This window comes from Streptomyces sp. NPDC008121, assembly GCF_042957155.1.
In the GTDB taxonomy this organism is placed as follows: domain Bacteria; phylum Actinomycetota; class Actinomycetes; order Streptomycetales; family Streptomycetaceae; genus Streptomyces.
Genome location: NZ_JBIBHT010000001.1, coordinates 34,002 through 58,061 on the forward strand (window position 1 = coordinate 34,002; position 24,060 = coordinate 58,061).

The following is a 24,060-nucleotide window of genomic DNA, read 5'->3' on the forward strand; positions in this document are numbered from 1 at the left end:
GCCTGAGATAATCAGTGTCTTCCCGCAGGCCACGAGCGTCGTCGGGGTGCAGGACCACCGTGTTGCGAGGGCCGGCGGACACCAAGTACCCGTCGACATCGTCCGGGTCTCCGAGACAGGGGCCGCCGGCGAAGACCGGGCGGGGCTCGGCACAGGGCACGAGCGGTGCACCCCACGGCTCGGGTTCCCGGGAGAAGAAGCCGAGAGGCATGGTCGCGGTGGCACGACGTGATCCGTCGGCTTTGGGGTAGCCCTGGTCCCCTGGACGGGCGGGCACCTCGGGCAGCTCGGTCAGCGGCCCAGTGATGGCAAGCCCGCAGGCCGAGCACACAAACACAGTCACCCTGTGTTGATAGCACCCGGCCGGCAGCTCACAAAGGGAATTTCGCATGGCCCTGGGGCACGGTGTCACACGTCGTTCGTCCCATCCGGGGTACGCAGGGGCCTCGATCTGCCGGGCAGGTCCCCGATATCCGCCACCGCCTCATCGGCAGGGACCGGCTCGTCGTCGCCGTACGCCCAGGCCGCCCGCTCACCGAAGGCCTGGATCCGAACACGTTCGACAGGCAGGCTAGCCGCCGACGACCTCCGTGTTCTGGCAGGCGGTCAGCAGCCAGCGTCCGTCGGCCTGCTTCGAGATGACGTACAGCGGGGCGCCCTCGCTCTCCTCCCCGGGTGCCAGGTAGCGCTGACGGACCTTGACCGCCGCGACGTCGGGGCGGATGAAGAGCACGTGGACCACCTCGTAAGTGACCTGGCCGTCCCAACTCGCCGCCGGAAGAACCTTGCGGGTGAACTCCGAGATCGCGTCGAGGCCGATCAGGACCTTGCCGTGGGCCGTCGTCCAGATCGCGTCCGGGTGGAAGAGGCGGAGGAACTCCTCGGGGTCCTTGTTCCGCTGGGAGCGCTCGACGGTGGCGACAAGCCGGTTGATCGCTTGGATGTCTGCCGCGTGGGATGTGGATTCCGTGGTCATGTGGATCAGCCTCACACCTCAAGCCTGGTTGAGGTCAAGCCCGTGATCACATGGTGCTCAAGCGGTCGACCGGGCACGTACGCGGTTACGGCACCGGGACCGCGCCGGGGATCCGCCGACAGCGCCTCGGCGTTGATGTGCCGCGGGTTCCGAGGGAGAGTTCGCGATCATGGAGTTCTTCTGCTTTCACCGCGACCGCCCCGGATCACGTCCTCTGCGGATGGAGCTGCTGGAGCAGCACTGGTCCTACATGGACGGGTACGAAGAGGCGATGATCGCCCGTGGGCCGACGTTCGCCGCCGACGGTGACACGCCCAGCGGAAGCGTCCACATCGTCGATCTGCCCGGCCCGGCCGCGGCACGGGCGTTCGCCTTCGACGAGCCCGGGTACCAGGCCGGTGTGTACCGGGACGTGCTCCTGCGTCGATGGTGCAACCTCCTGGGGCGCAGCATGTGGGACTTCCCCAGCGGCCGCCGGGGTGGCAACCGCTATCTCGTGCTCGGCCTGGGCGCGGGCACGCCCGTCCGCCTCGATGTGCCGGCCGGGCGGGAGGAAGAACTGATCGCGTACGGGCCTCTGCTGTCCGATGACGGGGATGCCTGGCTGGGAACGGCCGCGTTGGTCCAGGCCTCCGATGCCGATACGGCACGCTCGGTCCTGGACCCGGCCGAGTACGCCGACGTCGAGGTCCACGACTGGGCGTTCGGAGGCCGCAGGTGAGATCCGGCAGTTGCTCCGGCCCTGGCACTCCGCAGGTGCGGGCCGTCGTGATGGCGGTGTGACAGTCGCCTGCCGTCTCCCTCACGTCAGGACGACGCACCCTCGCCGCTCGAGTTCGGCCAGTAGCGGCAGGGAGGGATCGATGTCGTTCCATCGCAGATCGAGCTTTTCCAGCGAGGGAAGCAGGGCGAGCCAGTCCGGCACGTGGCGGAGACGGTTGCTCCGCAGGTCGATGTGCCGCAGCCTCGGCAGGCCGGCCAGTGGCGGTGGCAGCTCCGCTACGGAGTTCTCACGCAGGTCGAGGTGACGGAGTTCGTGCAGGTCAGCGATCGATGGTGGCACGTGCTCGATCGTGTTGCCTCGCAGCCAGAGTTCACGCAGGTTGCGGAGCCGGCCGATGGAGTCGGGCAGCGTGGTCAGCCGGTTGTGCTGTGCCCTGAACTCGATGAGGCCGGTCATCGCCCCGATGGCCTCGGGGAGGGTCGTGAGCAGGTTCTCGCCGATGTTGAGGTAGCGGAGTTTGGTCAGCTTTCCCACGGAGTCCGGGATCGATGACAGCTGGTTGTCGTGCAAGTAGAGGCAGTCGCCGAGGTTCGTCAGCCTGCCCAGCTCGTCAGGAATTGACGTGAGCGCGTTGTGGCCCAGATCCAGGGTCATCAGCCGGTGCAGTCGTCCGATCTCTGGCGGGAGGGCCGTGAGTCCGTTGTCGGCAAGGATCAGCACGCGCAGTTCGGTCTCCTGCCAGACCGAGTCGGGCACTTCCCCGAGTTCCTGACGCCATAGGTTCAGTGCGTGCCTCACGGTCGTCTCACCTTCGTCGGTGGTCTTGGGCCTCGATTCTCGCCTGGGCCTTCGGGACGGGCGGTCGGATCGGGACGAGATCGGGTACGTACGATCACGTCGTGTACTCCTCGAGGGACGACTTGAACTGTGGGCTTTGCGAGCAGCCTCCGAGCGGGACGCAAGGGCAGCACGGCGATGGCGGCGTGGTCGGCGCGGGCAACCGCGTGAGGTACGTGATCGTCGAACTGCGCGGCGCCACGGCCTGTTACCAGGCCGTCGATGACCCCTCGAAGACAGGTAAGACAGGTGCGGCCTGGTTGGCGCAAGAGCTGGGGACTGGCGTGTCGGATCTCCCTGGCCGTCATTACACCTGCTGGGAGACACCTGCGGAATACGGGGTCATTCAGAGCGGTTTCGAGCTGGCCTGACCCGCAACAGGCGGGTGTGGACGCCCTTTCCACGAGCCGAAGCGCTCGGGCACTGCTGCTTGCCATAGGCGCTGAGCCTTTCCTCGTGCTGGGTTCCGATGAGCGCGGCGACGTTGTCAGTGGGCGAGGGCACACTGACTTGCATGATCACTCCTTCATCCCCCGCTGACGATGCCCCCGGCCCCTCCCCTGTTTGGGTGGAGTCGATGGGCGGCCCTCTGATCGTCGTCCCCGTCTCCGCTCTGGCCTCCTGGGGCGGGTGTACGGAGAGTGGACTCATGGCGGGAGATGCCACCGCCCCAGACGACTACGACCGGGCCTGCGCGGTGGAGGACGTTCTGGCCGGTGTGATCCCCATCGACGAGAACGGTGCGCAGGCACTGGTGCTGGCGGACGAGCCGGCGACCAGCTGCTATCTGCCCGAGCACCGAGCGTTTCTGCGGTGGCTCGCCGCCGACTCCGAGGCCGGGCTGAGAGCAGCGGCGGACACTGTCCTCGCAGACCCGGCCACGGCGTGGGAAAAGTGCGGCACCTGGGTCTTGGACGGTCCGGCGGTGCTCATGGACTCCGCCGAGGCAGGTGCCGACCTGGGCGTCGAATACCCCGGCGGCGGGCTGCCCGCTGAGGCGTCGGTCCCACTGACCGCCGGCCGCTGGAGCGTCAGTGCCACCCAGACCAAGGTGGACGAGGAGAACTGGGTAGGCCTGGTCCGGCTCCTGCCCGCCGAATCCTGCGGCGATCACTACGGCGTTTCCGACGGCGGTCTTCGCCCCGGATAGCTCCCATGCCTTGCAGTCATTGCGCTTGCCCGGCAGTGGCCGGCCGACCACGACCACCAGTTGGGCCTCTGAGTTGACGACGACCTGGTGATTCATCGAGTACCGGTAGTTCTTGGACTGCTCCGCCACAGTGTGGTCGCCGGTGGGAATGAAGGTGCCGTCCACGATGAGCACCGTGTCCTTGTGCAACCGCTTCCGGGGCCGGAACGCGAGAAGAGGCCCGAGGTGCATGACGATGCGGCCAGCTGCGGACCTCGAGACACCTAAGAGCGGGGCGAGCTGCCGCAGTGTCAGGTTGGCGCGCGTGCGCCAGTATGCAGCCATCAGAAGCACCCGGTCCTCCAGCGGAATCCCCCAGGGGCAGCCCCGCCGGACGATGTCCGCGCCTTCCCGCCGCAGGGCACGCACCACCCGGTTGGACTGGCGCGGAGCCACACCAGTGAACGGGGCTATCCAGGACCGCTCGGACGCTGTGATCACGCGTGACACGGTCGAGATCGTCGCAGAGCTCGCGCGGCGGGACTCGCCCCGAACGGCCAAGGCTTGTCCCGTATAACGTTGTGACCTGGGAGATCGGTCGGCGGTACTGTCGGCCGATGGAGCCTGATGAGTCGAACGAGTGCCTGCTTCACGGTGCTGGGGCGAGCGCGCAGAGCTTGGTGGGTCGTCGGCTCGCGAAGGTCGTCGGATCGTGGCATCTGTACGGCAGTGATGCCCCCGCGGGCCCGCTGGATGTGTGGCTGATCGATGACCGAGGTGCCGCCATCCACCTCACGACCGGATCGGATTGGTGTCTGATCATCGAGGCGTCGAAGCCGCATGCCGGCTACGACATGGGCGACTCGGGACGCGTCACCGTGGGGGCGATCCGTGAGGAGACGCCGTTCGCGGGGCACGTCGGGGAGGATGTTTTGGAGGTGCGGGAGGAACACGCACCGAACACCGGGCGCGTCGCCCTGGAGCTCACATTTCCCACGGGTCGGGTCCGTTGTGAGAGCTGGGCTGGGGACCTCTGCTTGACCTCGGTGTGATGATCTTGGCGTGACTGGTGTGATCACGGCGTCACAGTCGTCTTGGATAGGCCCGCTCACGGGGCTCAGCCCGAGGCTGTTCCGGAAGCTGGTGACCATGCTGCGACGCGAAGGGGCTGACGCGAACCGCAGAGCCGGCCACGGAGCCTTCCGCTCGAGGACAGGGCACTGCTGGTCGCCACCTACTGGCGGACGAACCTGACCATGAGCCAGCTACGACTGCAAGGCGTGGGAGGAGTCCGGCGCCAAAGCCGCCGTCGGCAGGGCACTCACGATGGCCGACGGCGGCTATCCGGGCACGGGACTCGTGGTCCCTCACCGCCGCGAGCGCGGCCAGACCGACCTCGCGGCCTGGAAGGAGGAGCACAACCGCTCCCACAAACAGGTCCGGGCCTGTGTCGAGCACGTCTTGGCTCGCATGAAGACCTCAAAGATCCTCCGCGACTGCCGGCTCAAAGGCGACGGAGTCCACCATGCCATGCTCGGTATTGCCCGCCTGCACAACCTCGCGACGGCCGGATAGCGGCGAGCGCACGCACCGCATCTGCACCTGCTCATCCCGACTCGAAGAGCGATGACGGGACAGCCCTCAACGCCGCTTCTGTGAGTGCATGTACCAAGCCGCGGCCACACCGATGAGCACCAGAATGATCAGTATCTTCATGACACCCTCCTGCCCCGGAGCGGCCGTCTCACGCCCGCGCGGCGGCTCGCGCGGCCCGTGGTGTCGTGCGCGAGCCGCCGCTCACGCTTTCGCCAGGCGCCATAGCGGGGCGACGCGACGCGGGGGCGTCCCCTCCCCCAGGGCCCGGTAGAGGGTGCGGGTCTCCGGGCGGGTGAGGGCGAGGTCTTCGGTGATCCTGCGGGTGGTGACGTAGTCGAGGCCTTCGGCGAGCCGGGATCGTTCCCAGGTGGTGAAGCGGGCGAGGAGGGTCGCCGCGTCCGTCGAGGGGCGCCCCCGCGGCGAGGACGCTGGGGCGGTCGCGGCGCGGTGGCGTTCGCGGGCGATCTCGGAGAATCCGCAGACCGCCGTCGAGGCCTTCTCGGCGGCCTCCAGGCTGGGGCAGAGGTCGAGCGCCCCGGCCAACGGGCTGAGCCGGAGCGCCTCCTCGCAGGTGAGGCGGTGGACCTGGCGAGCGGTGTCGTCGAGTACGACGGGCCGCGGCGCGTCGCGCGTACCGCAGATGCCGCGTACGCCTCGGGCCGCCGCGACGAGCATGGCGCCGGCCTCGGACGGGTGCCAGTCGAAGACGGCCAGTACGCCGTCGGTGTCCTCGGGCGTGAGGGCGAAGGCGGGTTCGCCGAGCCGGGGCACTAGGTCGGACAGGGGTACTTCGTTGTCCAGCCCTGGCCCGGCGACGTACACGCTCGTCGGGATGCCCGTGGCGGCGCAGGCCGCGAGGGCCAGCGCGTCGCCGAGGGGGCTGCGCAGGGTCGGTTCGTCGCCTCGCGCCACGATGTCCCCGCCCACGTCCACGAGTTCGATCCGGTCGGCTGCGCACCAGCGGGCCGCCGCCTCGATCTGCCGGGTGAGGCCGAGCGTGCCGTCGTAGGGGTCGAGCAACCCCAGCGCGGGTCGCAGGTGGGCGGCGAGGCGCGGGAGCAGGGAGCCCGCCGGGGCGTTCGGCGTGGTCTGCGGGGTGATGAGGGTCAGACTCGGCGCGGGCGTCGGGGCGCCGGTGAAGTCGGCGGCGCCGCGGGGGCCGGGAACGGGGTCGACGACCAGCCTCTCCCAGGCGTAAGTGAGCACCAGGGCCGGGGTGTCGGGGCCGTGCAGCGCCGCGTGCACCATGGCCGCCGTGATGGCGTCACCGCCACCGCCCGCGGCGATGAGAAGTCGCTTCATGCCGGACAGAGAACCCCAAGACCTGCCCTTCCGCCAGAGGCGTCGGACGGTTTCCCACCCGTCAACTGCCGCATATAGCCTGGTAATTACGGATAAAGCCCCGAGGCCGCAAAAAGTGCATACGAAGCTCCATCCGATGAAACGGATTTTTTGGCGATCACACTACAGATATCGACCGGCCGGTCGCCCTAGGGTCCCGATCTGTCACCCAACGTGACGTCGTCGTCCGAGAGTGAGTCACTTCGCGTCATGACCAAGTCAGTCATGCTTCCGTCACCGTCGATCCGGTCCGCTCGGCCCGCCACCGAGCCGGAGACGCCCTATCAGCAGTACGTGTACGCGTACCCCCATCAGAAGGCGTACCGCCTGCTCGACAACGGGCCGCTGCTGAGCGAGCTGTGGTCGGGTGAGCGCCTGGACGCCCTCTCCCTCTACGTCCACATACCGTTCTGCGAGATGCGGTGCGGCTTCTGCAACCTCTTCACCCGTACCGGCGCCCCCGAGGACGTCACCCAGGCGTTCCTGGACACGCTGAAGAGACAGGCGCAGGTCACCCGGCAGGCCCTGGACGCCCAGGGGCGGCCGTTACGTTTCACGCTCGCGGCCTTCGGCGGGGGCACGCCGACGTACCTGACGGCCGATGAGCTGACCCGGCTCTGCGACATCTCCGAGCACGTCATGGGCGCCGACCTGCAGGCGGCGTCCTGGTCGGTGGAGACCTCGCCGGCCACCGCGACCGCCGACCGTCTCGCCGTGCTCGCCGAGCGGGGCGCCACCCGGCTGAGCATCGGTGTGCAGAGTTTCATCGACGAGGAGGCCCGCGCGGCCGTCCGCCCGCAGAAGCGGGAGGAGGCGGAAGCCGCCCTCGCCCGTCTGCGGGACGCGGAGTTCCCCATCCTCAACATCGACCTCATCTACGGCATCGACGGCCAGACCGAACGCACCTTCAAGGTCTCGCTCGACGCCGCTCTTGCCTGGGAACCCGAGGAGGTCTACCTCTACCCGCTGTACGTGCGCCCGCTGACCGGCCTGAGCACCCGGCACGCGGCCACCCCCGCGGAATGGGACGACCAGCGGCTGCGCCTGTACCGCTACGGCCGCGACTACCTCCTGTCGGCCGGTTACGAGCAGACCTCGATGCGGGTCTTCCGGCGGATCGGCACCGCCGCCGTCGAGGACACCGACGGCAGCAGCATCAGCGAGTACAACCAGCAGGCCGGCATGGTCGGGCTCGGCGTCGGCGCCCGCTCCTTCACCACCGATCTGCACTACACGACCGACTACGCCGTCGCCGTACCCGAGGTGCGCCGCATCATCGACGACTACATCGCGACCCCGAGCGAGCGGTTCCGGCGGGCGCAGTGGGCGTTCCGTATGGACGGGGACGAGCGGCGCCGGATGTACGTGCTGCAGCACCTGCTCGAATCGACGGGGCTGGACGTGGCGCACTACGAGCGACGGTTCGGCACCCGCTTCGAGGCCGATTTCGGTCCGCAGCTCGACACGCTGTTGGGGCACAACTGGCTCCGGGACTCCGGCGGCACGCTCCGGCTGACCCTCGAAGGCATGGCCCGGGCGGACGGGATCGGTCCGATGTTCTTCTCCCCCAGGGTGCGCGAGAACATGAGCACGTACCAGGATCGGTGACGGCGGCGGGCCCGGCGGGCCCGGTGGGGGCCACGTCGGCGGCGAACCCGGCGGCGAAAGTGGCGGCGACGCGTGGGCATCGAACGGGCCGCTGACCGGACGGCGTCGCTGTCCGCTGACCGGACGGCATCGGCCTCCGCCCGGGGTCAACTCGGGCGAGGGTCTTCCGCCCGGGGTCAGCTCCGGACCGGCTCGGGACGGGAGGTCTCCGTCGGCCGGCGGCGGCGCCCCGGTACGGAGACGGCGACCAGCCCCCCGAGCAGCAGCGCGGCGCCCGCGGAGGCGAGCGGCCCCGGCCGCTCGCCGAGCAGGGTCACCCCCAGCACCGTGGCGACCAGCGGTTCCGTCAGGCTCAGCGTCCCCACCGTGGCGGCGCTGAGCCGGCCGACCCCGCGGGTGAAGAGCAGATAGCCGAGCGCGGTCGTCCCTAGGCCGAGCCAGCCCACGAGTGTGAGGCCGCGCGGGGTGGCGAGCCCTTCCGGGGCGAGCAGGAGGTACGGGGAGACGAGAACGCCCGCGCACAGGACGCTGACCGGGGCCGCCGCGTTCAGGTCGGCGCCGCGTGCGCCCAGCTCCTTGGTCGCGGCGATGTAGACGCCGAAACTCGCCCCGGCGACGACCCCGTGGACAATGCCGAGGACGTCCGCACGCCCCCCGCCGCCCGGGAGCAGCAGCAGGGCGATCCCGGCGACGGCGCAGGCCGTGCCCGCCGCCCAGCGCCTCGACGGGCGCTCGCCCGACAACAGGCGCCCGCACACGCCGCTGACGACGGGTACGGTCCCGAAGGCGACCGCCGTCGCCAGGGCTGCTCCGGAGCGTTCGACCGCTTGCAGGAAGCACACTTGGAAGGCGGCGGTGACCAGCACGCTCACCGCGAGCCACCGGGCCGCGCCCGGGAGCCGTAAGGTGCGCAGCCCGGCCGGACGGACCGTCAGGACCGCGAGCACGGTCCCGCCCAGCAGCATCCGCGCGGCGCCGAGCGACACCGGATGCGCGCCGGTGCCGGCCCAGATCTGCGCCGGCCCCACGGTGCCCCACAGGACGGCCGCCACCAGTACGGATGCCACAGCTCTCACGTCAACCCCCACCTCGGCACACACGGATGGCGTGAACGTATCGAGGTCGGTCCGGTGGCGGCTGCTGGCGGAAACCATGAGATTCGCGCCGTACACGGCACGGATCCCGTGTCTTCCCACCACACCGAGGAGCCACCGCGTCGGGTGCCGGGCTTCGGCCACGGGCGGAGGCGTCAGGGGCGTACGTCGGGGTAGGGCGCCCGCCATGGAGATCTTCTGGCTTTCAGCGCACCCGGAACCCGAGTCCCTCAACGGTCACCTGCGTGCGGAGGGGGTCCGGGAGGCCCGCCGGCTGGGGCACACGGTCAGCGAGTCGGACCTGTACGCCATGGGCTGGGACCCGGTCGTCACCGCGGCGGACTATCCGGATCACCGCGGCCGGCTGCTGGTCGCGGACGCCTCGTACGAGGCGTACCGCTCGGGCCGGATCGCGCCGGACGTCCGTGCCGAGCAGGAGAAGCTGCTGCGTGCCGACGCGGTGGTGGTGCAGTTCCCGCTGTGGTGGTACGGGCCTCCGGCGATCCTGAAGGGCTGGTTCGACCGGGTTCTGGTCAAGGGACTCGGCTACGGCACGGGCGCGCGCTACGGGGCCGGCGCGCTGGCCGGGAAGCGGGCGCTGACGGTCGTGACCGCCGGGGCGCGCGGTTCGTCCATGGCGCCCCGGGGCATCCACGGGTCCTTGCGGCAGATCCTCTGGCCGCTGCTGCACGGCACGTACTTCTACACCGGCATGGCCGCCCTGCCCCCTTTGCTTATCCCCTCCGCGGACCGCGCCTCGCGCGAGGACGCACAGGCCGCGGTGTCGGCCCTGACCGCCCGTCTGGGCAGCCTCTTCACGGAGGAACCCCTCCCCTACCGCACCGAAGCCGGCGGTGACTACGACGACGATCTCGTCCTTGACGGGTCCCTCGCTCCCGGCTCCGAGGGCCTGGAGGTGCACGAGGCGCGGGAGGCGTCCGTATCGCCGAGGCGGGGGGCGTGAGGAGGGCGCTGCGCATCGGGCGGGGGCGCGCGCACGTTCAGGCGCGCGCGGCGCGTTCAGCCTTCCGGGGAGGCGAGGGGGCGGCATACGTCGGCGGGGTGGGGTGCGCCTGCACCCCACCCCGCCGGGCGGATTCCTTCCGCTGCCGCTTGACCGGCGTCAGCGGCGGGAGTCGCCGAGGTCGTCGTCCGCCTCGGGTGTCGTCCACGAGTCGCGGCCCGCCCCGGCCTGCGACTGGGTGGGGTCTCCGACGGGGCGGCGTCGCCGAGCGGCACGACGGCTGCCCCACCAGAACGCGGCGAGGAGCAGGATCACGACGACCGCTCCGATGAGGACGGCGAAGAGCACGCCGTTGGATCCGGCCGAGGCGAGAGCGGGCGCGGCGGCGAAGGTATGTGCGGTCATGATCACCTTTCATGCGGGCCGGAACGCGTACGGTGAGCGGCTCGGCAGGTCGGCTGACGTGCGCTTTCGGGCGCTCACCGCGTCTGTCCGCATTCGGCCACCGCAAACAGCTCCACGGGCGGTGCCGACCGGTCGCTCCGCCCGGTGCGCCGTCAAGTGGCGGCGTCCAGCAGCCTCGGCCCGTTGTTGCGTACGTTGCTGACGGCCGTGGACACGGCCCGGGCGTCGAGCCGTCCGTCCGCCGGCTGACCGAGGAGCGCGCGGAGGTCGTCGGTGTCCTGGTGATGGGGGTCGAGCCAGGTGTCGTAGTGGTCGGGGGTGAGGGCGAGGGGCATCCGGGGGTGGACGCGGCCGGCCGCGTCGGTGGCTTCGGTCGTGATGATGGTGCACGTCGTCAGCCAGGCGTCCGGGTCGTCCTTGTCCTGGACCTCCGGGTCGCGCCAGTACTCGTACAGGCCGGCCAGGGCCATCACTTCCCCGTCGGCGGGGTGGATGAAGTACGGCTGTTTCCGCGTCCTGCCGGTCTCGGCGTCCCGCACCGGGTCCCATTCGTAGAAGCCGTCGGCCGGCAGCAGGCAGCGGCGCTTGGCGAAGGCGCGGCGGTACGCGGGCTTCTCGTGCACGGTCTCGACCCGGGCGTTGATCATGCGGGAGCCGACCTTCGGATCCTTCGCCCACGATGGCACCAGCCCCCAGCGCATCACCCGCAGCTCCCGCCGCACAGCCTCGTCACCGTCCTCGCGCGGGGGGCGGCCGAGGACGGCGTAGACGGGATCCGTGGGGGCCACGTTCCAGCTCGGCTCCAGGGTCTCCTCGGGCCGCCATTCGGCGACGTCGAAGAGCCGGGTCAGGTCCTCGGGTCCGCGGGTGGAGACATAACGGCCGCACATGCCGTCACTCTGCCACGGCGCACCGCTCCGACGTCGGCAATCCCCGAGGGACTTCCCCGCCGGGGCCGCCGACGCGTCATCGGGCCTGGCCGGCAACCGTGATGTGGCTGATCTCCCACACAGCTGGGGGCGGACCCGCCGGAAGCGTGGTGCGGGTCCCCCCGCCCACCGGCCACTGCGCGGCACGGCCTTACGCGGCCGAGCGCCTGCTCAGTACGGTGTCGCCGGCGACTCGGGCGATCGGGCACAAGGTCTGTCCATGAGTCGCGAAGAGCTCGTCGCGGGAGTCGAACCGGCCCAGGTCCCGCCGCACCATCGCCGACAGGTCCCCCGCTCCGCACCCCGTGTCGCCTGCGCCCGGCACGGTGCACGGCGCCGGCTGCTCGCCGTCCCAGTCGACGGCCGTCACCGAGAGCGCTTCGAACAATGTCTGGCCGCCCCGGTTCGTGAACCCCTCCGGTCCGCGTTCGCGCAGCACGTCGATGGGCGCGTACAGCTCGGACGCGCCCACCCAGTCAGTGCCCAGGCGGAACTCCGGCCAGGCCAGAAGGACCGTCGCGGGGACGATCGCTCGTAGCCGCGGGAAGCGCGGATACCAGAAGGCGCCGTCGATGAGGAGGCCGCGGACCCGGGTGGGTATGCCGCCCGCTCGGGCCACGGCTTCCAGCACCGCGAGCCGTTGGCTGCACGAACCCCGGCCCTTCGCCAGCGTGCGCGAGACCGGCTGTGCGTCGTTCATGGCGTACACCGGCCGCACCCGGTCGCGGATCAACCCGTGTGCCGCCAGCAGCCGGCTCCGGTCCTCACTCGCGTCCGGGGCCGCGGCCCGGGCATCGGCAAGCAGATCGCGCACGGAGGCGTGGTGCAGGTCGAGGATGCGAGTCGCATCGGTGGACCCCTCGACGGCGCGCCCCTCGGGCGCCGAGCGCCGAGCGCGCCACCAGGGAGTGAGTGCAGGGTGCGTCATGCGCGGATGATACGTGGGGCGCGTCGGGGGTGATCGAGCGGCCATGGGCCGCACCGGCCGCGCTCCCGTCGGGGTGAGCCGAGGTCGATCGGGTCATCGTGCCGCGCGCTGGTTGAAGTGCAGTTTGTGGCCGTCCGGAGCGTCGACGAGCGCATAGGTGCCCCAGGGCTCGACCTTGGGATCCGAGACCTCAGCACCGCGCTCGCGGAGCTGCTGCACCGTGGCCGCCACATCGTCGGCGGCGAAGATCAGATACGCGCCTTCGCCCGGTGACTTACCGAACGCCGCGGCATCCGACAGGACGATGGACGTCTGGGCTCCGCTCGGCCTGACCTCGAGCCACCGGGCGCCTTGTCCCATGTCGACATCCGTCACGAGCTCGAATCCGAGAACGTCCCGGTAGAACGCCAGAGCCTCGTCCTGGTCGCTCACGTAGAGAGTCGCCGAAGCGATATGCGTCATCATGCGAAGACCATATCGATAGAGGGAGTAAGGACAAGCTCTTCGCGCCCCCATGCGTTTTCCTTTCCCCCTCAGAGAAATACATCATCACCTGCGCCTCGACATTCCCGGCGTCCGGCGCCAACGGTTATCGACGTTCATGTCGGATTCCTGCCAGCCGCCCTATTTCCGCTGTGGTTCGCTGAGTTCATGCAGAATGCACGACGCGATAAAGCCGAACTCTTCCGCGCGCTCCACACACGTCATCGGCCGCTCGCGCTCGCCAACGTCTGGGATGTGGCGAGCGCGCGTATCACCGAGGCCGCGGGCGCGACCGCGATCGCCACCACCAGTGCGGGGGTGGCATGGTCCCTCGGCGTGGCAGACGGTGACAAGCTGTCCCGGGATCAGGCCCTGGCCGTGATCGCCCGCATCACGGCGGCCGTCGGGGTGCCGGTGACCGCGGACATCGAGGGCGGGTACGGCGACGGCCCGGCCGCCGTCGCCGAGACGATCGCCCGGGTGATCGACGTCGGAGTGGTCGGTGTGAACATCGAGGACGGGACCCGCGATCCGGCCGGACTCGCCGCACGCCTGACAGCGGCACGTGCGGCGGCGCATCGAGCGGGGGTTCCACTCTTCCTCAACGCCCGCATCGACACCTTCCTGTTCGGCCTCGGAGACCCCGCCACACGGCTGCGGGACACGCTGACGCGGGCTCGCAGGTACGTGGACGCCGGCGCGGACGGCATCTTCGTCCCCGGTGTCACCGAGCCGGCCACCATCACGGAGCTGGCCGCGGCCATCCCCGTACCGCTCAATGTGATGGCCGCCCCGGGAGCCTCCGTACACGAGCTCGGCACACTCGGCGCAGCACGGGTCAGTCTGGGTTCCGGTGTCGCCCAAGCCGCATACGCGGTGGTCCGGCGAGCCGCGCAAGAGCTGTACGACACCGGTCGCTGTGACGCGGTCCGCGACGGTATCGCTTTCCCCGAACTCAACGAGCACTTCGCGGCGACCGCTTAGTCGCGTCTGCGGGGCACAGCTACTCTGGCGATCATGGCTTTGCGACCTGAAGAGTTCTACGAACGCGCACGTGCGGCCGCGGATGACGAGGTCCGAATTCCGCTGGCGCGCATGACCGGATGGGACATCAGCCCCTTCGAGGCTGACGGACTACGCGTGTCCGCGCTCCGCCCGCCCGTTCTGCCCGAACCGCGACGGCACGGCGAAGACCCTGCGGACTGCGATGAGTGCCGCTCGCGCGACGACGGCATCTGGTTCGACGACAAGTGGCGGCTGGCTCGGATACCGGGCGTCGGTGTGCCGCTGGTCCTGATGCTGTACCCACGTGACCACTACGACATGGCCGATCTGCCCGACGAGCTGGCCGGCGAGCTGGGCGTGCTCACCACTCACATCGTCCGCCACATGCAGGCACTGCCCCACATCTCGCGGGCCCACGTCTACCGGATCGGGGACGGGTCCGCACACCTGCACGTGTGGTTCTTCGCCCGGCCCGAGGGCCAGACCCAGCTGTACGGGTCGTGGCTGCCCGTCTGGGACGACCTCCTGCCGGAATACCCGGCAGACGTAGCCGACGCGGATGCAGCCGCCGTTGCCGACGCCCTGACTGCCTCGTACGGGGGGCGCCGCTCAGGCACGAGCGGGCAGAGGAACACCTGAGACCTCGTCTGAGATGTCGGGGACTTTGGAGGTCACGACCGGGACGAGTGGTGGGGCCCTGCGGGCAAGCCAGCGAACCGGGCCGGGCGCGGTCCGGGCGCTGCTACATCCGCTGGGGGCTCGCCACGGGGGTGGCTCGGGAACGCTTCACCGCCGTGCCGCGAGCGAGTTCGAAGGCCCAGACGGGGTCGCCGTGCTGCAGCCACGGCTCGGCGCCACACCACGAACCGAGCAGCCGGAACTGCTCCACCGCGGCGGCGTTCATCCTCGACCGCACCATGAAGTGCGCCAGCAGATGCCGCAGCGCGGGCACGTGCTCGTTGTCGTCCGCGACCTCCGAGAGCGATGCGGCGACCTGTCGGAGGCGTCTCCGGGAGGCCCATGTACCGCCCAGCGCCGTGGGGTCGGAGCGCTTCTCCCGTTCGTGCAGAGCGTGCAGATACATCCCGATGAGCGGACTTCCGGGCGGGGCCTTGCGGACCGCCCGCTTGGCGAACGACATCATCCGCCGATCGCTCCCGAACCACTTGGCGCACCAGTACTGCAAGCCCTGCCAGTGGCCCGCGTAGTGGTGGGGGGCGCGGGACACGAGGCCTGCCCAGAGCGGACGGAACCGGTGGGGCCTGTACCCCGCTCCGCGGGCCGCGGTGACCATGACGACCCAAGGGCCGGGGTTCACGGGGTCCAGCTCGGCGGCCTGCCGGGCCTGCTCGATCGCGGCCGGGAGCATGGCGCGGAACTGGTTCATCCGCTCGGTCGGGACCTCGTTCGCGTACCCGGAACCGCGGATCTTCCAGGCCCGGTGCACCATCAGGCTGCCGTGGAGGGTCGCCGCGTCGCAGTTGCCGGGCTCGGCCGCCCGCCACGCCTCCAGCCAGCCGTCGTCCTCCGTGGCCACCTGCTGCAGCAACTCGGTCCGCGACCAGCGTTCGTCCCAGTCGTCGCCGGCCGCTTCGACGTACGCCTTGGCCGCCTGCCACTGCCCTTCCCACGCGGCGTCGGCAACGGCCTGCATCTCCTCCAGCCGGTGCCGCGCCGGCGGCGGTCCGGCTCGTCGCGCGTCGAGCACGTCTCGGGGTACGAGCCCGTAGTGGGCGGCCACGAACTCCTCCCGCACCCACCGGTCAGCCCGGCCTGGCACGAGAAAAATCCTGCAGAGTACGAGAAGGAGCACGCCGACCACGACGGCGAGGAAGATCGTCACGGCGGAGAATCATCCATCAAACCTTCACACTCCGCAATGCGCTGGCCTGCGATCTCTCGAGGTCAGGGCTCGGTTGCGCCTACGCGGCCGGGCGGTGCTCAGGCCGCCGGTGGCCGACGGCATCGGGATCGGCGGCGCCCGGCGGTCGCCCCGCCCCGGAAAAGGCTGGCGGGGAGCACCGGGGGCTTGCGAGCATGCGGGCATGATCACGACGGGGGAAGAACGCGTCGCCGTGGTGCCGCTCGGCACGACGCACGCGCCGGGCTCGGTGGAGGCGGTCGCCGGAGGTCGGCTCCTGGTCCGGGCGGCCGGGCTGGTGGAGGTGCATGACCGGGAGGACTTCCTCGCGGGCAGGACGGAGGGCGCGACCGCCTCGCTGCGGACGCGGGAGGAGGAACGCGCGACGCCCGCGCCCGACGGAGGGTTCGTCGTGGCCGGCGTCGCGTCGGTACGGGCGCTGGGACCCGGCGGCGCCGTCCGGTGGGAATTCGCGCACGCTCCCTGGCACGGTGCCGACCGGGCGCACTCCACCCCCGCCGTCAGCCCCGACGGACGGCGCGTGAGTGTGGTCGTACCGACGCTGGAGCCCGACCGGGCGAAGGCGGCCCTGGTGTACGACCTGGAGCCGGAGCGCAACTACACCTGGGACGAACTGGTCCTTCTCGACGCGGCGACCGGCGAGGTGCTCGGCCGGAGACAGATTCGCTCGCTGGCGTCGGGCGCGGTGCAGGCCTGGCGTCCGGACGGCGGCGCCGTGGTGGTGTCCTGCTGGACGGCCTGGCACAGCTGGTCGACCTGGTGGGCCGACGCGGGCGACGACGGTCTGCGCATCCTCGGCGGCACGTGGATGCGCGCCCTGACGGGCTTCCTGCCGGGCTCCCGGGTGCTGACCCAGCGGTACGCCGAGTACCTGTTCCTCGACGACGACCGTGACGAGCTGGCGACGTACGACCTCGACTCCGGGGAGCAGACGGCGCTGCTCGACCTGGCGGAGCTGGCCGTCGATCCGGAGAACGACGAGTTCTCCTCCGCCGAGGTCCTCGACGGACGCCACGTCCTGCTCCCGGGCCGTGTCCACCCGGAGGGCGGGCCCGCGGAGACCCGGCACTGGGTGCTGGACGCGGACACGCTGCGCCCGCTCGGCCGGCTGGACTACCCGCTGCCGGTGGGCCAGGACATCACCGTGCTGGGCGACGGCACGTGGCTGACGCGGGACGGCGAGCGGCTGCACCGCTGGGCGCTGGAGCACGGACGCTCCGGCCGGGCGAGCGGCGGGGGCGGTAGCGGAAGCGGGAGCGGAGGGAACGCGGCGGTGTAGGCCGGGCAGCCGGGGCTGGCCCCTCGCCGGACGCGGCTTCCCGTTGCGGCCGCCGCCTGCCGGACGCCCCGGCCTCCCACCCAGCCCTCTCGCCCGGCGCTTCGCGGCGCGACGGGCCGGACCGCCTCGGTGGGTCCGGCGGCCCGTCTCTATCATCGGATCGGTGCCGATTCGTGACGAGGTGGAGGCGGCTGAGGGTGTTCGCGGTGGACGTCGGGCTGGACCCGCGGGGTGGTGTCCTCATCCTGCGCGGCGAGCTGGACTACGACAGCGCCGTCCAGTTGCAGGAGGCGGCCGACGACGTGCTCGTCGACCGGCCGAGGCTGCTCGTGCTGGACTGCACGGCGCTGCACTTCTGTGACTCTTCCGGCATCGGCGTGCTGGTGAGGATTTACCAGCGTCTTGCGGGGTACGGGGGTCTGCTACGGCTGGCCGCGGTTCCCGGCTCGGTGGCGCGAGTCTTCAAGCTGACCGGTCTGGACCAGGCCATCGCCGTATGCGCCACAGTGGCGGATGCCCTCGCCGCCGGCGACGGTGTGCGGGCGTCTTCGGGCGAGGGTGCACCGGTGTCGGTTCGGGCAGCAAGTGAGAGGTAGCACGGGCATGCCCCGCGTATCAGAAGCACAGCCCTCCCGGGGCGCCGCCCCGGGCGGTGGTCCGGCGGCGGAGGCGGCGAAGGATCAGGACCTCCGGGACCTGTTCGGCCGGTCGACCGCCGTCTTCGCGTCCCTCGCGGGCCCCGCCCACATGGTGGAGACCGCCAATGCCGCCTTCTTCGCCGCCATCGGCGGCGGGGACCGCGTCCGCACGGGCGTGCCGATCGCCCAGCTGATGCCGGAGCTCGCCGACCAGGGTTTCCTGACGCTGCTCGATCAGGTCTACCGCAGCGGCCGGCCGCACACGGGGCGCGATACGCGGGTGGTCCTGGGCACCGGGCCCGCCGCGCGGGAGGCGTTCTTCGACTTCACCTACGAGCCCCGGCTGGACGCGGGCGGCAATGTCACCGGGGTGCGGATCCTCGGTGTGGAGACCACGCAGGTCAAGCAGGCGCAGCGGCTCACCGCCGAACACCGCGCCCTGCTGGAGCAGATCGCCCGCGACACCTCCCTGGAGCAGGTCCTGGAGGGCATGGCCCGCACCATCGAGGAGCTCGCGCCGGAGGAGGTGCTGGTCTCGGTGCTGCTCGCCGACCCCGACGGCCGGCATCTGCGCCACGGCGCCGCGCCGAGCCTGCCCGACTTCTACAACGAGGCCATCGACGGCATCGCGACCGGCGAGGGCGTCGGCTCCTGCGGCACCGCCGCCCACCGGCGCCGTACGGTCGTCGTCTGCGACATCGCGCGGGACCCGTTCTGGGACGACTTCCGCGACCTCGCCGACGCCGCGGGGGTGGCGGCCTGCTGGTCCACGCCCATCCTGGCACGCAACGGTTCGCTGCTGGGCACCTTCGCGATGTACCACCGGACTCCGCGCGCGCCCCAGGACTCCGACCTGGCCCTGGCCCGGGTCTTCGCCGGTACCGCCGCGCTGGCGATCGAGCGCCACCAGGCCGAGCAGGCCCGCCTGGCCGCCGAGGCGAAGGAGAAGGCGGCCCGCCGGGACCTCGCCTTCCTCCTGAAGGCCAGCACCCTGCTCACCTCCGAACTGGACCACGCCCAGACCCTGCAGCGGCTGGCCGGCACCTGCGTGCCGGTCCTGGCTCCGCTCTGCGCGGTCGACGTCGTGGACGCGGGCCGGGTCCGGCGCATCGCCACCGCCGCCGCCCGCGAGGCCGACGAAGCCCTCCTCGCCTCCCACATCCCCGTGTACGACGCCGACGACGACGCCGTCGCCCGGGTCCTCGCCTCCGGCCTGAGCGAGGTCGCCCGCCGTGTCCCCACCGGGCCCGGCCCGTGGCACGACCTGGGGGTCACCGGCTATGTGTGCGTCCCCCTGCTGGACCGCGGCCGGGCCTTCGGGACCGTGACGCTCCTGTCCACCGGCGAGGACGCGTTCGACGGCCACACCGTCGCCCTCGCCGAGGAGCTGGCCCGACGGGCCGCGTCGGCGGCCCTCAACGCCCGCCAGTACACCCAGCGCGTCACCCTCGCACGTGACCTCCAGGCCGGTCTCCTGCTGCCGCAGGTGCCGACGCTGCCGGGAGCCGAGGCGGCGGTCTACTACCACCCCGCCGGTGAAGGGCTCGAGATCGGCGGCGACTTCTACGACCTCTTCCCACTGTCCGACGGCCGGTGGGCGTTCATGCTCGGCGACGTGTGCGGCCGTGGCGCGCTCGCGGCCACGACCACCGCGCTGGTCCGGCACACCGCCCGCGCCGTGGCACCGCTGCTGCCCGGACCCGACGCGGTCGTCCATGCCGTCAACAAGGCCCTGCTCGAGCGCCCGGACAGCCACGGCACCGGCTTCGTCACCCTCGTCTACGGCCATCTCGCCCCGGCCGACGGCGGCGGCCTCGACATCACCCTCGTCCGCGCGGGCCACACGCTCCCCCTGCTGATCGAGAGCCACGGCGCCGTACGGACGGTCGACCTCCAGGGCTCCCTCCTCGGCGTGACCCCCGATCCGCACCTGACCCACCAGCACCTGCGCCTCAAGCCGGCACAGAGCCTGCTGCTCTACACCGACGGCATCACCGAAGCGCGCAACGACGAGAACCAGCAGTTCGGCGAGGAACGGCTCGCCGATGCCCTGAGCGGCGCCCTCGGCGCCGAGCACACGGCACCGGACATCATCGAAGCGCTCACCCGGGCGGTCCGCTCCTTCACGGGCCCCCATGACATAGACGACGACCAGGCCGCACTCGCCCTCACCGCGACCTGACGCCGCCATCCGCCCGTAGCCCGACCCCTGGCGCACTAACCTGTCCTGGATCGGCGGGACTTCGTCCCGCAGTCGGGCGGAACAGGAGACGGGCGGAACAGGGGACGGGCGGCGCGACGGGGGCCCGGCCCGCCACGGCTCAAGGTCGCGGGCCACTGCTCGGGGTCGCGGGGAGGACGCATGGCCGACGCGGAGCGAGGGAACCACGGCGAGGAAGACGTCAACGGGCTCCGGGCCTGGGCCGCCGTGACCGTACGCCAAGCGCACGCGACGTTGCAGCAGGCGCGCGAAGACCCCGGGTCGGCCGCCGTCCGGCTGGTGTTCGAGCATCTGGTCACGATCGAGCGGCTGTTGCCGGAGCGGGACCCGGCCCGGGCGACCGTGGTGCCCTGGCTCGGCTTGCTGATGCAGCTACGGCTCAGGGGCCGGCCGGACGCCGACGCGCGGGAACGGGCGGCCGCTCTGGGCCACCTCCGGTGGACCGACCGGGCCAGGCCGCTGGAGGACGGGCTCGCCATGGCGGCCCGGCAGTGTCTGGCCACCCTGCTCATCCCCCCGGATCTTCCACCGGAGGTACGCGAGGGCTCCGCCCCACCGGACCTGGTCGAGGCCCTACGGGAGCGGTTGACCGAAGCGATGGAGGTGCTCGCCCGCGTCGTCGTCGGCGACCTGCGGACGCGGGAGGCGGTGTTGCCCGTCATGGAGCGCGTCGCGACGCTGCTGTCGTCGCTCCCCGCCCCGCCCGAAGAAGACGCGCCTTCCGCATCCCCGGAGGGCGGCGCCGCCGCGGAAGTTCCGGGGCCGTCCGGTGCGGCGAGCCCCGAGGGGCCCGAGCTGCCCGAGGGGCCCGATGCGGAGGCTCCCGCCGACAGCGTACGGGGGGTGCTGGACTGGGCGCGGCGTGACCCGGTCGGTTTCGGGCGCCTGTTGGAGTGGCTGTGCGTCACGGTGGCCGACCCCCCGATCTCTCCGGTGGACGCCGACCGGGAGCTGGCGGATCTGGGCCTGGACCGTCCGGAGCGGGCGCCGCTGCGCGAGCTGCTCGTGGCGCTGCGGTCGGAGGTGCGGAGCCCCCGGTCGCTCGCCGCACGCGTCCACGGTGTCGCGCGGGCGGTCAGGGAGGTGTTCCTTCCTCTGCCCGTGGACGCGCCCGAGCGGATCCGTGTCGCCAAGTTCCACGCGGCCCTGTTGGTGGCGGAGCGTCTCCGGGTGCCCGGGACGCTGGACTTCGACGAGGTGGACGCGGCGGTATCGCTTCCCGACCCCGACCCCGCGGTGCATGCGGCCTGGCGGCGGGAGCTGGGTCTGGAGACGATCCTGTCGACGACCATCGACAACCTGTGGGTGTCGAACGGCGAACTCGCCCGCCTGGAGCGGAGCGTGGCCTGGCTCCGGCAGTCCATCGACGCCCTTCCGGCGGAAGGAGCGCGGGCTGCGGCCACCCGCCGGCACCTCACCGGCCTCCTGGCCCACCGCGTCGCCACCGCCGGGACGCTGGGCGGCAGCCTCCAGGACGGTGTCACCGCTCTGGCCATGGCCCAGGCGGTGTCCCCTGCCGGCGAAGGCGAAGACGTGGTGGCGCTGTTCGGCCTCGTCACCGCCGCCCAGACGGCCGGCCGCAGCCGGGACCCGGCAGCCGTGGCCCGTGCGGCGCAGGAACTGATCGGGACACTGACCGAGCGGTACGCCGACCCGTCACCCGACGCGAGCACCCGCTTCTTCGTCACCGGCACGCTGGGCCTGGTCCACGCCGGACGGGCCGCCCGCACCGGGGACCGGTCCGACCAGCTGGCGGCGGTCCGGTACCTGCGGGAGGCGGTCGAGGTCGATCCGGACACGATGCCTCCGCTGTTCGTGCCGTACGTCCCGGCCGGGCGCGCCCACTTGATGATCGAGCTGGCCACGGTCGACCCCCGCCCGGAGGTGGTCGACCGAGCCGTCGTGGAAGCCCGTCGGGTGCTCGGGGAAGCCCGCATGCCGCACTGGGAGGAGGCCCGGTTACGGCTCGCCCTCGGCCGTCTCATGCTCCGTGCGACCACGCACCGCAGCGACCTCAGGCTGCTCGACCCGTGCATCGAGGAGCTGAGCCGGGTCCGCGCCATGGCCGCCGCGGGCTACGCCCCGCCGCTGAACGTCGAGGTGTTGACCGCACTGTCCACGGCCTACTGGACGAGCGCGGTGACCGGTGGCCCGCGCGGGAGCGAGGACGCCGAGGCGAGCCGGGAGACACGCCGCGAGGCCCTGGAGCTGACGGCCGCCGACGTCCTGCTGCAACTCGGCGCCGATCACGCGCTGTCGGCGGCTCGGTCGGCGACGGGCCACGCGCTGTGGCTGGCCCAGCGGTGTGCCGAGGGCGGCCGCGGCGCCGAGGCGGTGGAGGCGTTGGAGCTGGGCCGGTCCCTGGTGCTGCAGACCGCTGCGGCCGCGCACGGCGTGCCGCGGCTGCTGGCGGACCGGGGGCACGGGGATCTCGCCGCACGGTGGCGGGCGCAGACACCGCGGCGCCCCTTCCCGGTCGGTGAGGGGGACGGGCGTGGCGGTGGCGACGCCGTCGGCGAGGGAAAGGAGGCGGGCCCGTCCGCCGGGCGTGGCGGTGGCGACGCCGTCGGCGGGGGCAAGGAGGCAGGTCCGTCCGACGGGCGTGCGACGGAGCGACCCGCGGCCGGTGGGGAGGCGAGCGAGCGGGACGCCCTCCGGTCCACGGACCCGGTCGCGGAGGCGCCGACGGTCCCCGGCGCCGAGCTGCCGAGCAGCCTGCGGCGCACGGCGCTCGCCGCCCTGGGGGCGGGGAACGGCGCCGGGGCGCGGGAGTTGCTCGGCACTCCGGACGTCGCCGGCCTGTCCGCGGCGCTGGCCGCCTCGGGGGCCGACGCGCTGGTCTATCTGGTTCCCGGCGAGGGCTTCCGCCCGCACGTCCCGGGACACGCGCTCATCCTGCGGCCCGGGGACACCGAACCGGGCGTACTCCCCTTGCCGTTGCTGCTCTCCCCCGGCAGCCACCAGTTGCAGCGCTACCTCGCCGCGGCCGCCGCCCGTACCCGCGCGATAGCCGATCGGGGTACGACGCCTGCGGGGCGTACGGCGCGGGACGCAGCCGAGGCGGAATGGCGGGCGGCGCTCGGCGAGCTCTGCGACTGGGCCTGGGCAGCCGCCATCGGGCCGGTCCTCGACACGCTGGGAGCCTACGGCCGGCGACCGCGAATCGTGCTGGTCCCCTGCGGTCCGCTGGGTGTCGTTCCCTGGCATGCCGCGCGCAGGCACATCCCGTTGGGGGGTCCCCTCTACGCCTGCCAGGGCGCGGTGTTCAGCTACGCCCCGTCCGGAGCCCAGTTCGTCCGGGCCGCCGCCCGTGACCGGCTGCCCCCGAGCGGCCGCCAGGTGCTGGTCAGCGACCCGCGGCTCGACCTGGTGTGGGCCGAGATCGAGACGGAGGCGCTGCGGACGGCCTGTTATCCGGATGCGCGGCGCTACGGCGAGTTCGTGGCGGCGGAGGGCGTTCCGGACGCGCCGGGCGACTGCGCGGACCTGCTGGCCGCGCTGCCGGGCGGCGATCAGGCGGCGGCGGTCGTGCACGTGTCCTGTCATGGCGTGGCCGGGCCGAGTCCCACGCGCTCGGCACTGTCGCTGGCCGACGGCGAGCTGACCGTCGCCCGGATCCTCGACCACTCCGCCGCCGCGGCGCCCGGCCCGGACGGCCCGCTGGTCGTGCTCAGCGCCTGCGAGACGGACGTGAGCACCGGCGATCACGACGAGGCCCTGACCCTCTCCACGGCCCTGGTCGCCCGGGGCGCGGCCGACGTGGTCGGCTCCCGCTGGGCCGTCGACGACAGTGCGACCGCGCTGATGATGACGGTCTTCCACCACTTCCTCACCCACGAGGGCCTCGCCCCCGCCGACGCGCTCCGCGCCGCCCAGCTGTGGATGCTCGACCCGTCCCGCCGCCCTCCGCCCGGTCTGGAGGGCCCCCTGCTCCGCGAGGCCTCCCGCCCCGACCTGCCCGAGATCCACCTCTGGGCGGCCTTCACCCACCAGGGCAACCCCGCCCCGCGCTGAGCCCGTC

21 protein-coding genes and 2 pseudogenes are annotated in these 24,060 nt (G+C 71.9%); 13 read left to right on the plus strand and 10 right to left on the minus strand.

Features of this window, described 5'->3' with window-relative positions:
- Positions 1 to 571: 571 nt before the first annotated feature.
- Complete coding sequence (locus ACFZBD_RS00140; protein WP_391132762.1) at positions 572 to 976, minus strand: SgcJ/EcaC family oxidoreductase; 405 nt, start codon at positions 974 to 976, stop codon at positions 572 to 574.
- A gap of 169 nt (positions 977 to 1,145) precedes the next feature.
- Here ACFZBD_RS00140 and ACFZBD_RS00145 point away from each other — a divergent pair, with 169 nt between their 5' ends.
- On the plus strand, positions 1,146 to 1,697 hold the full coding sequence (locus ACFZBD_RS00145) for a YciI family protein (RefSeq protein WP_391132766.1): 552 nt from the start codon (positions 1,146 to 1,148) through the stop codon (positions 1,695 to 1,697).
- Between the two features lie 81 nt (positions 1,698 to 1,778).
- Here the strand turns inward: ACFZBD_RS00145 and ACFZBD_RS00150 are convergent, their stop codons facing one another.
- On the minus strand, positions 1,779 to 2,498 hold the full coding sequence (locus ACFZBD_RS00150; protein WP_391132769.1) for a leucine-rich repeat domain-containing protein: 720 nt from the start codon (positions 2,496 to 2,498) through the stop codon (positions 1,779 to 1,781).
- 215 nt (positions 2,499 to 2,713) lie between these two features.
- On the opposite strand from ACFZBD_RS00150, the gene ACFZBD_RS00155 reads away from it, so the two are divergent.
- Both ACFZBD_RS00155 and ACFZBD_RS00160 read left to right on the plus strand, forming a co-directional pair.
- On the plus strand, positions 2,714 to 2,908 hold the full coding sequence (locus ACFZBD_RS00155; RefSeq protein ID WP_391132772.1) for a hypothetical protein: 195 nt from the start codon (positions 2,714 to 2,716) through the stop codon (positions 2,906 to 2,908).
- A gap of 143 nt (positions 2,909 to 3,051) precedes the next feature.
- Complete coding sequence (locus ACFZBD_RS00160) at positions 3,052 to 3,687, plus strand: Imm21 family immunity protein (RefSeq protein WP_391132775.1); 636 nt, start codon at positions 3,052 to 3,054, stop codon at positions 3,685 to 3,687.
- Here ACFZBD_RS00160 and ACFZBD_RS00165 read toward each other — a convergent pair.
- Positions 3,637 to 4,176, minus strand: a pseudogene (locus ACFZBD_RS00165) (transposase family protein); the annotation flags it as partial. The gene ACFZBD_RS00160 and the pseudogene ACFZBD_RS00165 overlap by 51 nt on opposite strands.
- Before the next feature lie 107 nt (positions 4,177 to 4,283).
- Between ACFZBD_RS00165 and ACFZBD_RS00170 the strand changes: the two are divergent.
- Both ACFZBD_RS00170 and ACFZBD_RS00175 read left to right on the plus strand, forming a co-directional pair.
- The gene (locus tag ACFZBD_RS00170) at positions 4,284 to 4,718 is read left to right on the plus strand and encodes a hypothetical protein (protein WP_391132778.1); all 435 of its coding nucleotides are present in this window, start codon (positions 4,284 to 4,286) and stop codon (positions 4,716 to 4,718) included.
- A 10-nt stretch (positions 4,719 to 4,728) separates the two neighbouring features.
- Positions 4,729 to 5,241 (plus strand): annotated as a pseudogene (locus ACFZBD_RS00175) (transposase family protein).
- Between the two features lie 222 nt (positions 5,242 to 5,463).
- Here the strand turns inward: ACFZBD_RS00175 and ACFZBD_RS00180 are convergent.
- The gene (locus ACFZBD_RS00180) at positions 5,464 to 6,564 is read right to left on the minus strand and encodes a DUF1152 domain-containing protein (protein WP_391132780.1); all 1,101 of its coding nucleotides are present in this window, start codon (positions 6,562 to 6,564) and stop codon (positions 5,464 to 5,466) included.
- 264 nt (positions 6,565 to 6,828) lie between these two features.
- Between ACFZBD_RS00180 and ACFZBD_RS00185 the strand changes: the two genes are divergently transcribed.
- Positions 6,829 to 8,211, plus strand: coding sequence for an STM4012 family radical SAM protein (locus ACFZBD_RS00185; RefSeq protein ID WP_391135809.1), 1,383 nt, complete (start codon positions 6,829 to 6,831; stop codon positions 8,209 to 8,211).
- Between the two features lie 176 nt (positions 8,212 to 8,387).
- Here ACFZBD_RS00185 and ACFZBD_RS00190 read toward each other — a convergent pair whose 3' ends face one another.
- Positions 8,388 to 9,287 (minus strand): EamA family transporter, encoded by a 900-nt coding sequence (locus tag ACFZBD_RS00190; protein ID WP_391132783.1) that lies wholly within the window; start codon positions 9,285 to 9,287, stop codon positions 8,388 to 8,390.
- 205 nt (positions 9,288 to 9,492) lie between these two features.
- Here ACFZBD_RS00190 and ACFZBD_RS00195 point away from each other — a divergent pair, with 205 nt between their 5' ends.
- Positions 9,493 to 10,269: an NAD(P)H-dependent oxidoreductase gene (locus tag ACFZBD_RS00195; RefSeq protein ID WP_391132786.1), complete on the plus strand. Its 777-nt coding sequence runs from the start codon at positions 9,493 to 9,495 to the stop codon at positions 10,267 to 10,269.
- 159 nt (positions 10,270 to 10,428) lie between these two features.
- On the opposite strand, the gene ACFZBD_RS00200 is transcribed toward ACFZBD_RS00195, so the two are convergent.
- The 4 genes from ACFZBD_RS00200 to ACFZBD_RS00215 form a co-directional block, all read right to left on the minus strand.
- Positions 10,429 to 10,674 carry a DUF6479 family protein gene (locus tag ACFZBD_RS00200; protein ID WP_391132789.1) on the minus strand — a complete coding sequence of 82 codons (246 nt, stop codon included), beginning with the start codon at positions 10,672 to 10,674 and terminating at the stop codon, positions 10,429 to 10,431.
- Positions 10,675 to 10,826: 152 nt separating this feature from the next.
- Positions 10,827 to 11,564 (minus strand): SOS response-associated peptidase family protein, encoded by a 738-nt coding sequence (locus ACFZBD_RS00205; protein ID WP_391132793.1) that lies wholly within the window; start codon positions 11,562 to 11,564, stop codon positions 10,827 to 10,829.
- Positions 11,565 to 11,754: 190 nt separating this feature from the next.
- Positions 11,755 to 12,531, minus strand: a complete 777-nt coding sequence (locus tag ACFZBD_RS00210; protein WP_391132796.1) for a transglutaminase domain-containing protein — start codon at positions 12,529 to 12,531, stop codon at positions 11,755 to 11,757.
- Positions 12,532 to 12,624: 93 nt separating this feature from the next.
- Entirely contained in the window at positions 12,625 to 12,996 is a 372-nt protein-coding gene (locus ACFZBD_RS00215; protein WP_391132799.1) for a VOC family protein, read from the minus strand.
- Between the two features lie 186 nt (positions 12,997 to 13,182).
- Between ACFZBD_RS00215 and ACFZBD_RS00220 the strand changes: the two genes are divergently transcribed.
- Positions 13,183 to 13,998 (plus strand): isocitrate lyase/phosphoenolpyruvate mutase family protein, encoded by an 816-nt coding sequence (locus ACFZBD_RS00220; RefSeq protein WP_391132801.1) that lies wholly within the window; start codon positions 13,183 to 13,185, stop codon positions 13,996 to 13,998.
- A 33-nt stretch (positions 13,999 to 14,031) separates the two neighbouring features.
- Positions 14,032 to 14,658, plus strand: coding sequence for a hypothetical protein (locus ACFZBD_RS00225; RefSeq protein WP_391132803.1), 627 nt, complete (start codon positions 14,032 to 14,034; stop codon positions 14,656 to 14,658).
- Between the two features lie 103 nt (positions 14,659 to 14,761).
- Here the strand turns inward: ACFZBD_RS00225 and ACFZBD_RS00230 are convergent, their stop codons facing one another.
- A complete protein-coding gene (locus tag ACFZBD_RS00230; RefSeq protein WP_391132806.1) occupies positions 14,762 to 15,799 on the minus strand; it encodes a hypothetical protein in 1,038 nt (345 codons plus the stop codon).
- Positions 15,800 to 16,064: 265 nt separating this feature from the next.
- On the opposite strand from ACFZBD_RS00230, the gene ACFZBD_RS00235 reads away from it, so the two are divergent.
- From ACFZBD_RS00235 to ACFZBD_RS00250, 4 genes are all read left to right on the plus strand, one after another.
- The gene (locus ACFZBD_RS00235) at positions 16,065 to 17,180 is read left to right on the plus strand and encodes a hypothetical protein (protein ID WP_391132809.1); all 1,116 of its coding nucleotides are present in this window, start codon (positions 16,065 to 16,067) and stop codon (positions 17,178 to 17,180) included.
- A 206-nt stretch (positions 17,181 to 17,386) separates the two neighbouring features.
- Complete coding sequence (locus tag ACFZBD_RS00240) at positions 17,387 to 17,776, plus strand: anti-sigma factor antagonist (RefSeq protein WP_391132812.1); 390 nt, start codon at positions 17,387 to 17,389, stop codon at positions 17,774 to 17,776.
- 7 nt (positions 17,777 to 17,783) lie between these two features.
- Positions 17,784 to 20,000, plus strand: coding sequence for a SpoIIE family protein phosphatase (locus tag ACFZBD_RS00245; protein WP_391132815.1), 2,217 nt, complete (start codon positions 17,784 to 17,786; stop codon positions 19,998 to 20,000).
- Between the two features lie 180 nt (positions 20,001 to 20,180).
- Positions 20,181 to 24,053 (plus strand): CHAT domain-containing protein, encoded by a 3,873-nt coding sequence (locus tag ACFZBD_RS00250; RefSeq protein WP_391132818.1) that lies wholly within the window; start codon positions 20,181 to 20,183, stop codon positions 24,051 to 24,053.
- The last annotated feature ends 7 nt before the right edge of the window (positions 24,054 to 24,060 follow it).

Bases quoted from the DNA above. Each gene is read 5' to 3' on its own strand.
- ACFZBD_RS00140 (WP_391132762.1), bottom strand. From the start codon at position 976: ATGACCACGGAATCCACATCCCACGCGGCAGACATCCAAGCGATCAAC.
- ACFZBD_RS00145 (WP_391132766.1), top strand. From the start codon at position 1,146: ATGGAGTTCTTCTGCTTTCACCGCGACCGCCCCGGATCACGTCCTCTG.
- ACFZBD_RS00160 (WP_391132775.1), top strand. From the start codon at position 3,052: ATGATCACTCCTTCATCCCCCGCTGACGATGCCCCCGGCCCCTCCCCT.
- ACFZBD_RS00170 (WP_391132778.1), top strand. From the start codon at position 4,284: ATGGAGCCTGATGAGTCGAACGAGTGCCTGCTTCACGGTGCTGGGGCG.
- ACFZBD_RS00180 (WP_391132780.1), bottom strand. From the start codon at position 6,564: ATGAAGCGACTTCTCATCGCCGCGGGCGGTGGCGGTGACGCCATCACG.
- ACFZBD_RS00185 (WP_391135809.1), top strand. From the start codon at position 6,829: ATGCTTCCGTCACCGTCGATCCGGTCCGCTCGGCCCGCCACCGAGCCG.
- ACFZBD_RS00195 (WP_391132786.1), top strand. From the start codon at position 9,493: ATGGAGATCTTCTGGCTTTCAGCGCACCCGGAACCCGAGTCCCTCAAC.
- ACFZBD_RS00200 (WP_391132789.1), bottom strand. From the start codon at position 10,674: ATGACCGCACATACCTTCGCCGCCGCGCCCGCTCTCGCCTCGGCCGGA.
- ACFZBD_RS00205 (WP_391132793.1), bottom strand. From the start codon at position 11,564: ATGTGCGGCCGTTATGTCTCCACCCGCGGACCCGAGGACCTGACCCGG.
- ACFZBD_RS00210 (WP_391132796.1), bottom strand. From the start codon at position 12,531: ATGACGCACCCTGCACTCACTCCCTGGTGGCGCGCTCGGCGCTCGGCG.
- ACFZBD_RS00215 (WP_391132799.1), bottom strand. From the start codon at position 12,996: ATGATGACGCATATCGCTTCGGCGACTCTCTACGTGAGCGACCAGGAC.
- ACFZBD_RS00220 (WP_391132801.1), top strand. From the start codon at position 13,183: ATGCAGAATGCACGACGCGATAAAGCCGAACTCTTCCGCGCGCTCCAC.
- ACFZBD_RS00225 (WP_391132803.1), top strand. From the start codon at position 14,032: ATGGCTTTGCGACCTGAAGAGTTCTACGAACGCGCACGTGCGGCCGCG.
- ACFZBD_RS00235 (WP_391132809.1), top strand. From the start codon at position 16,065: ATGATCACGACGGGGGAAGAACGCGTCGCCGTGGTGCCGCTCGGCACG.
- ACFZBD_RS00245 (WP_391132815.1), top strand. From the start codon at position 17,784: ATGCCCCGCGTATCAGAAGCACAGCCCTCCCGGGGCGCCGCCCCGGGC.
- ACFZBD_RS00250 (WP_391132818.1), top strand. From the start codon at position 20,181: ATGGCCGACGCGGAGCGAGGGAACCACGGCGAGGAAGACGTCAACGGG.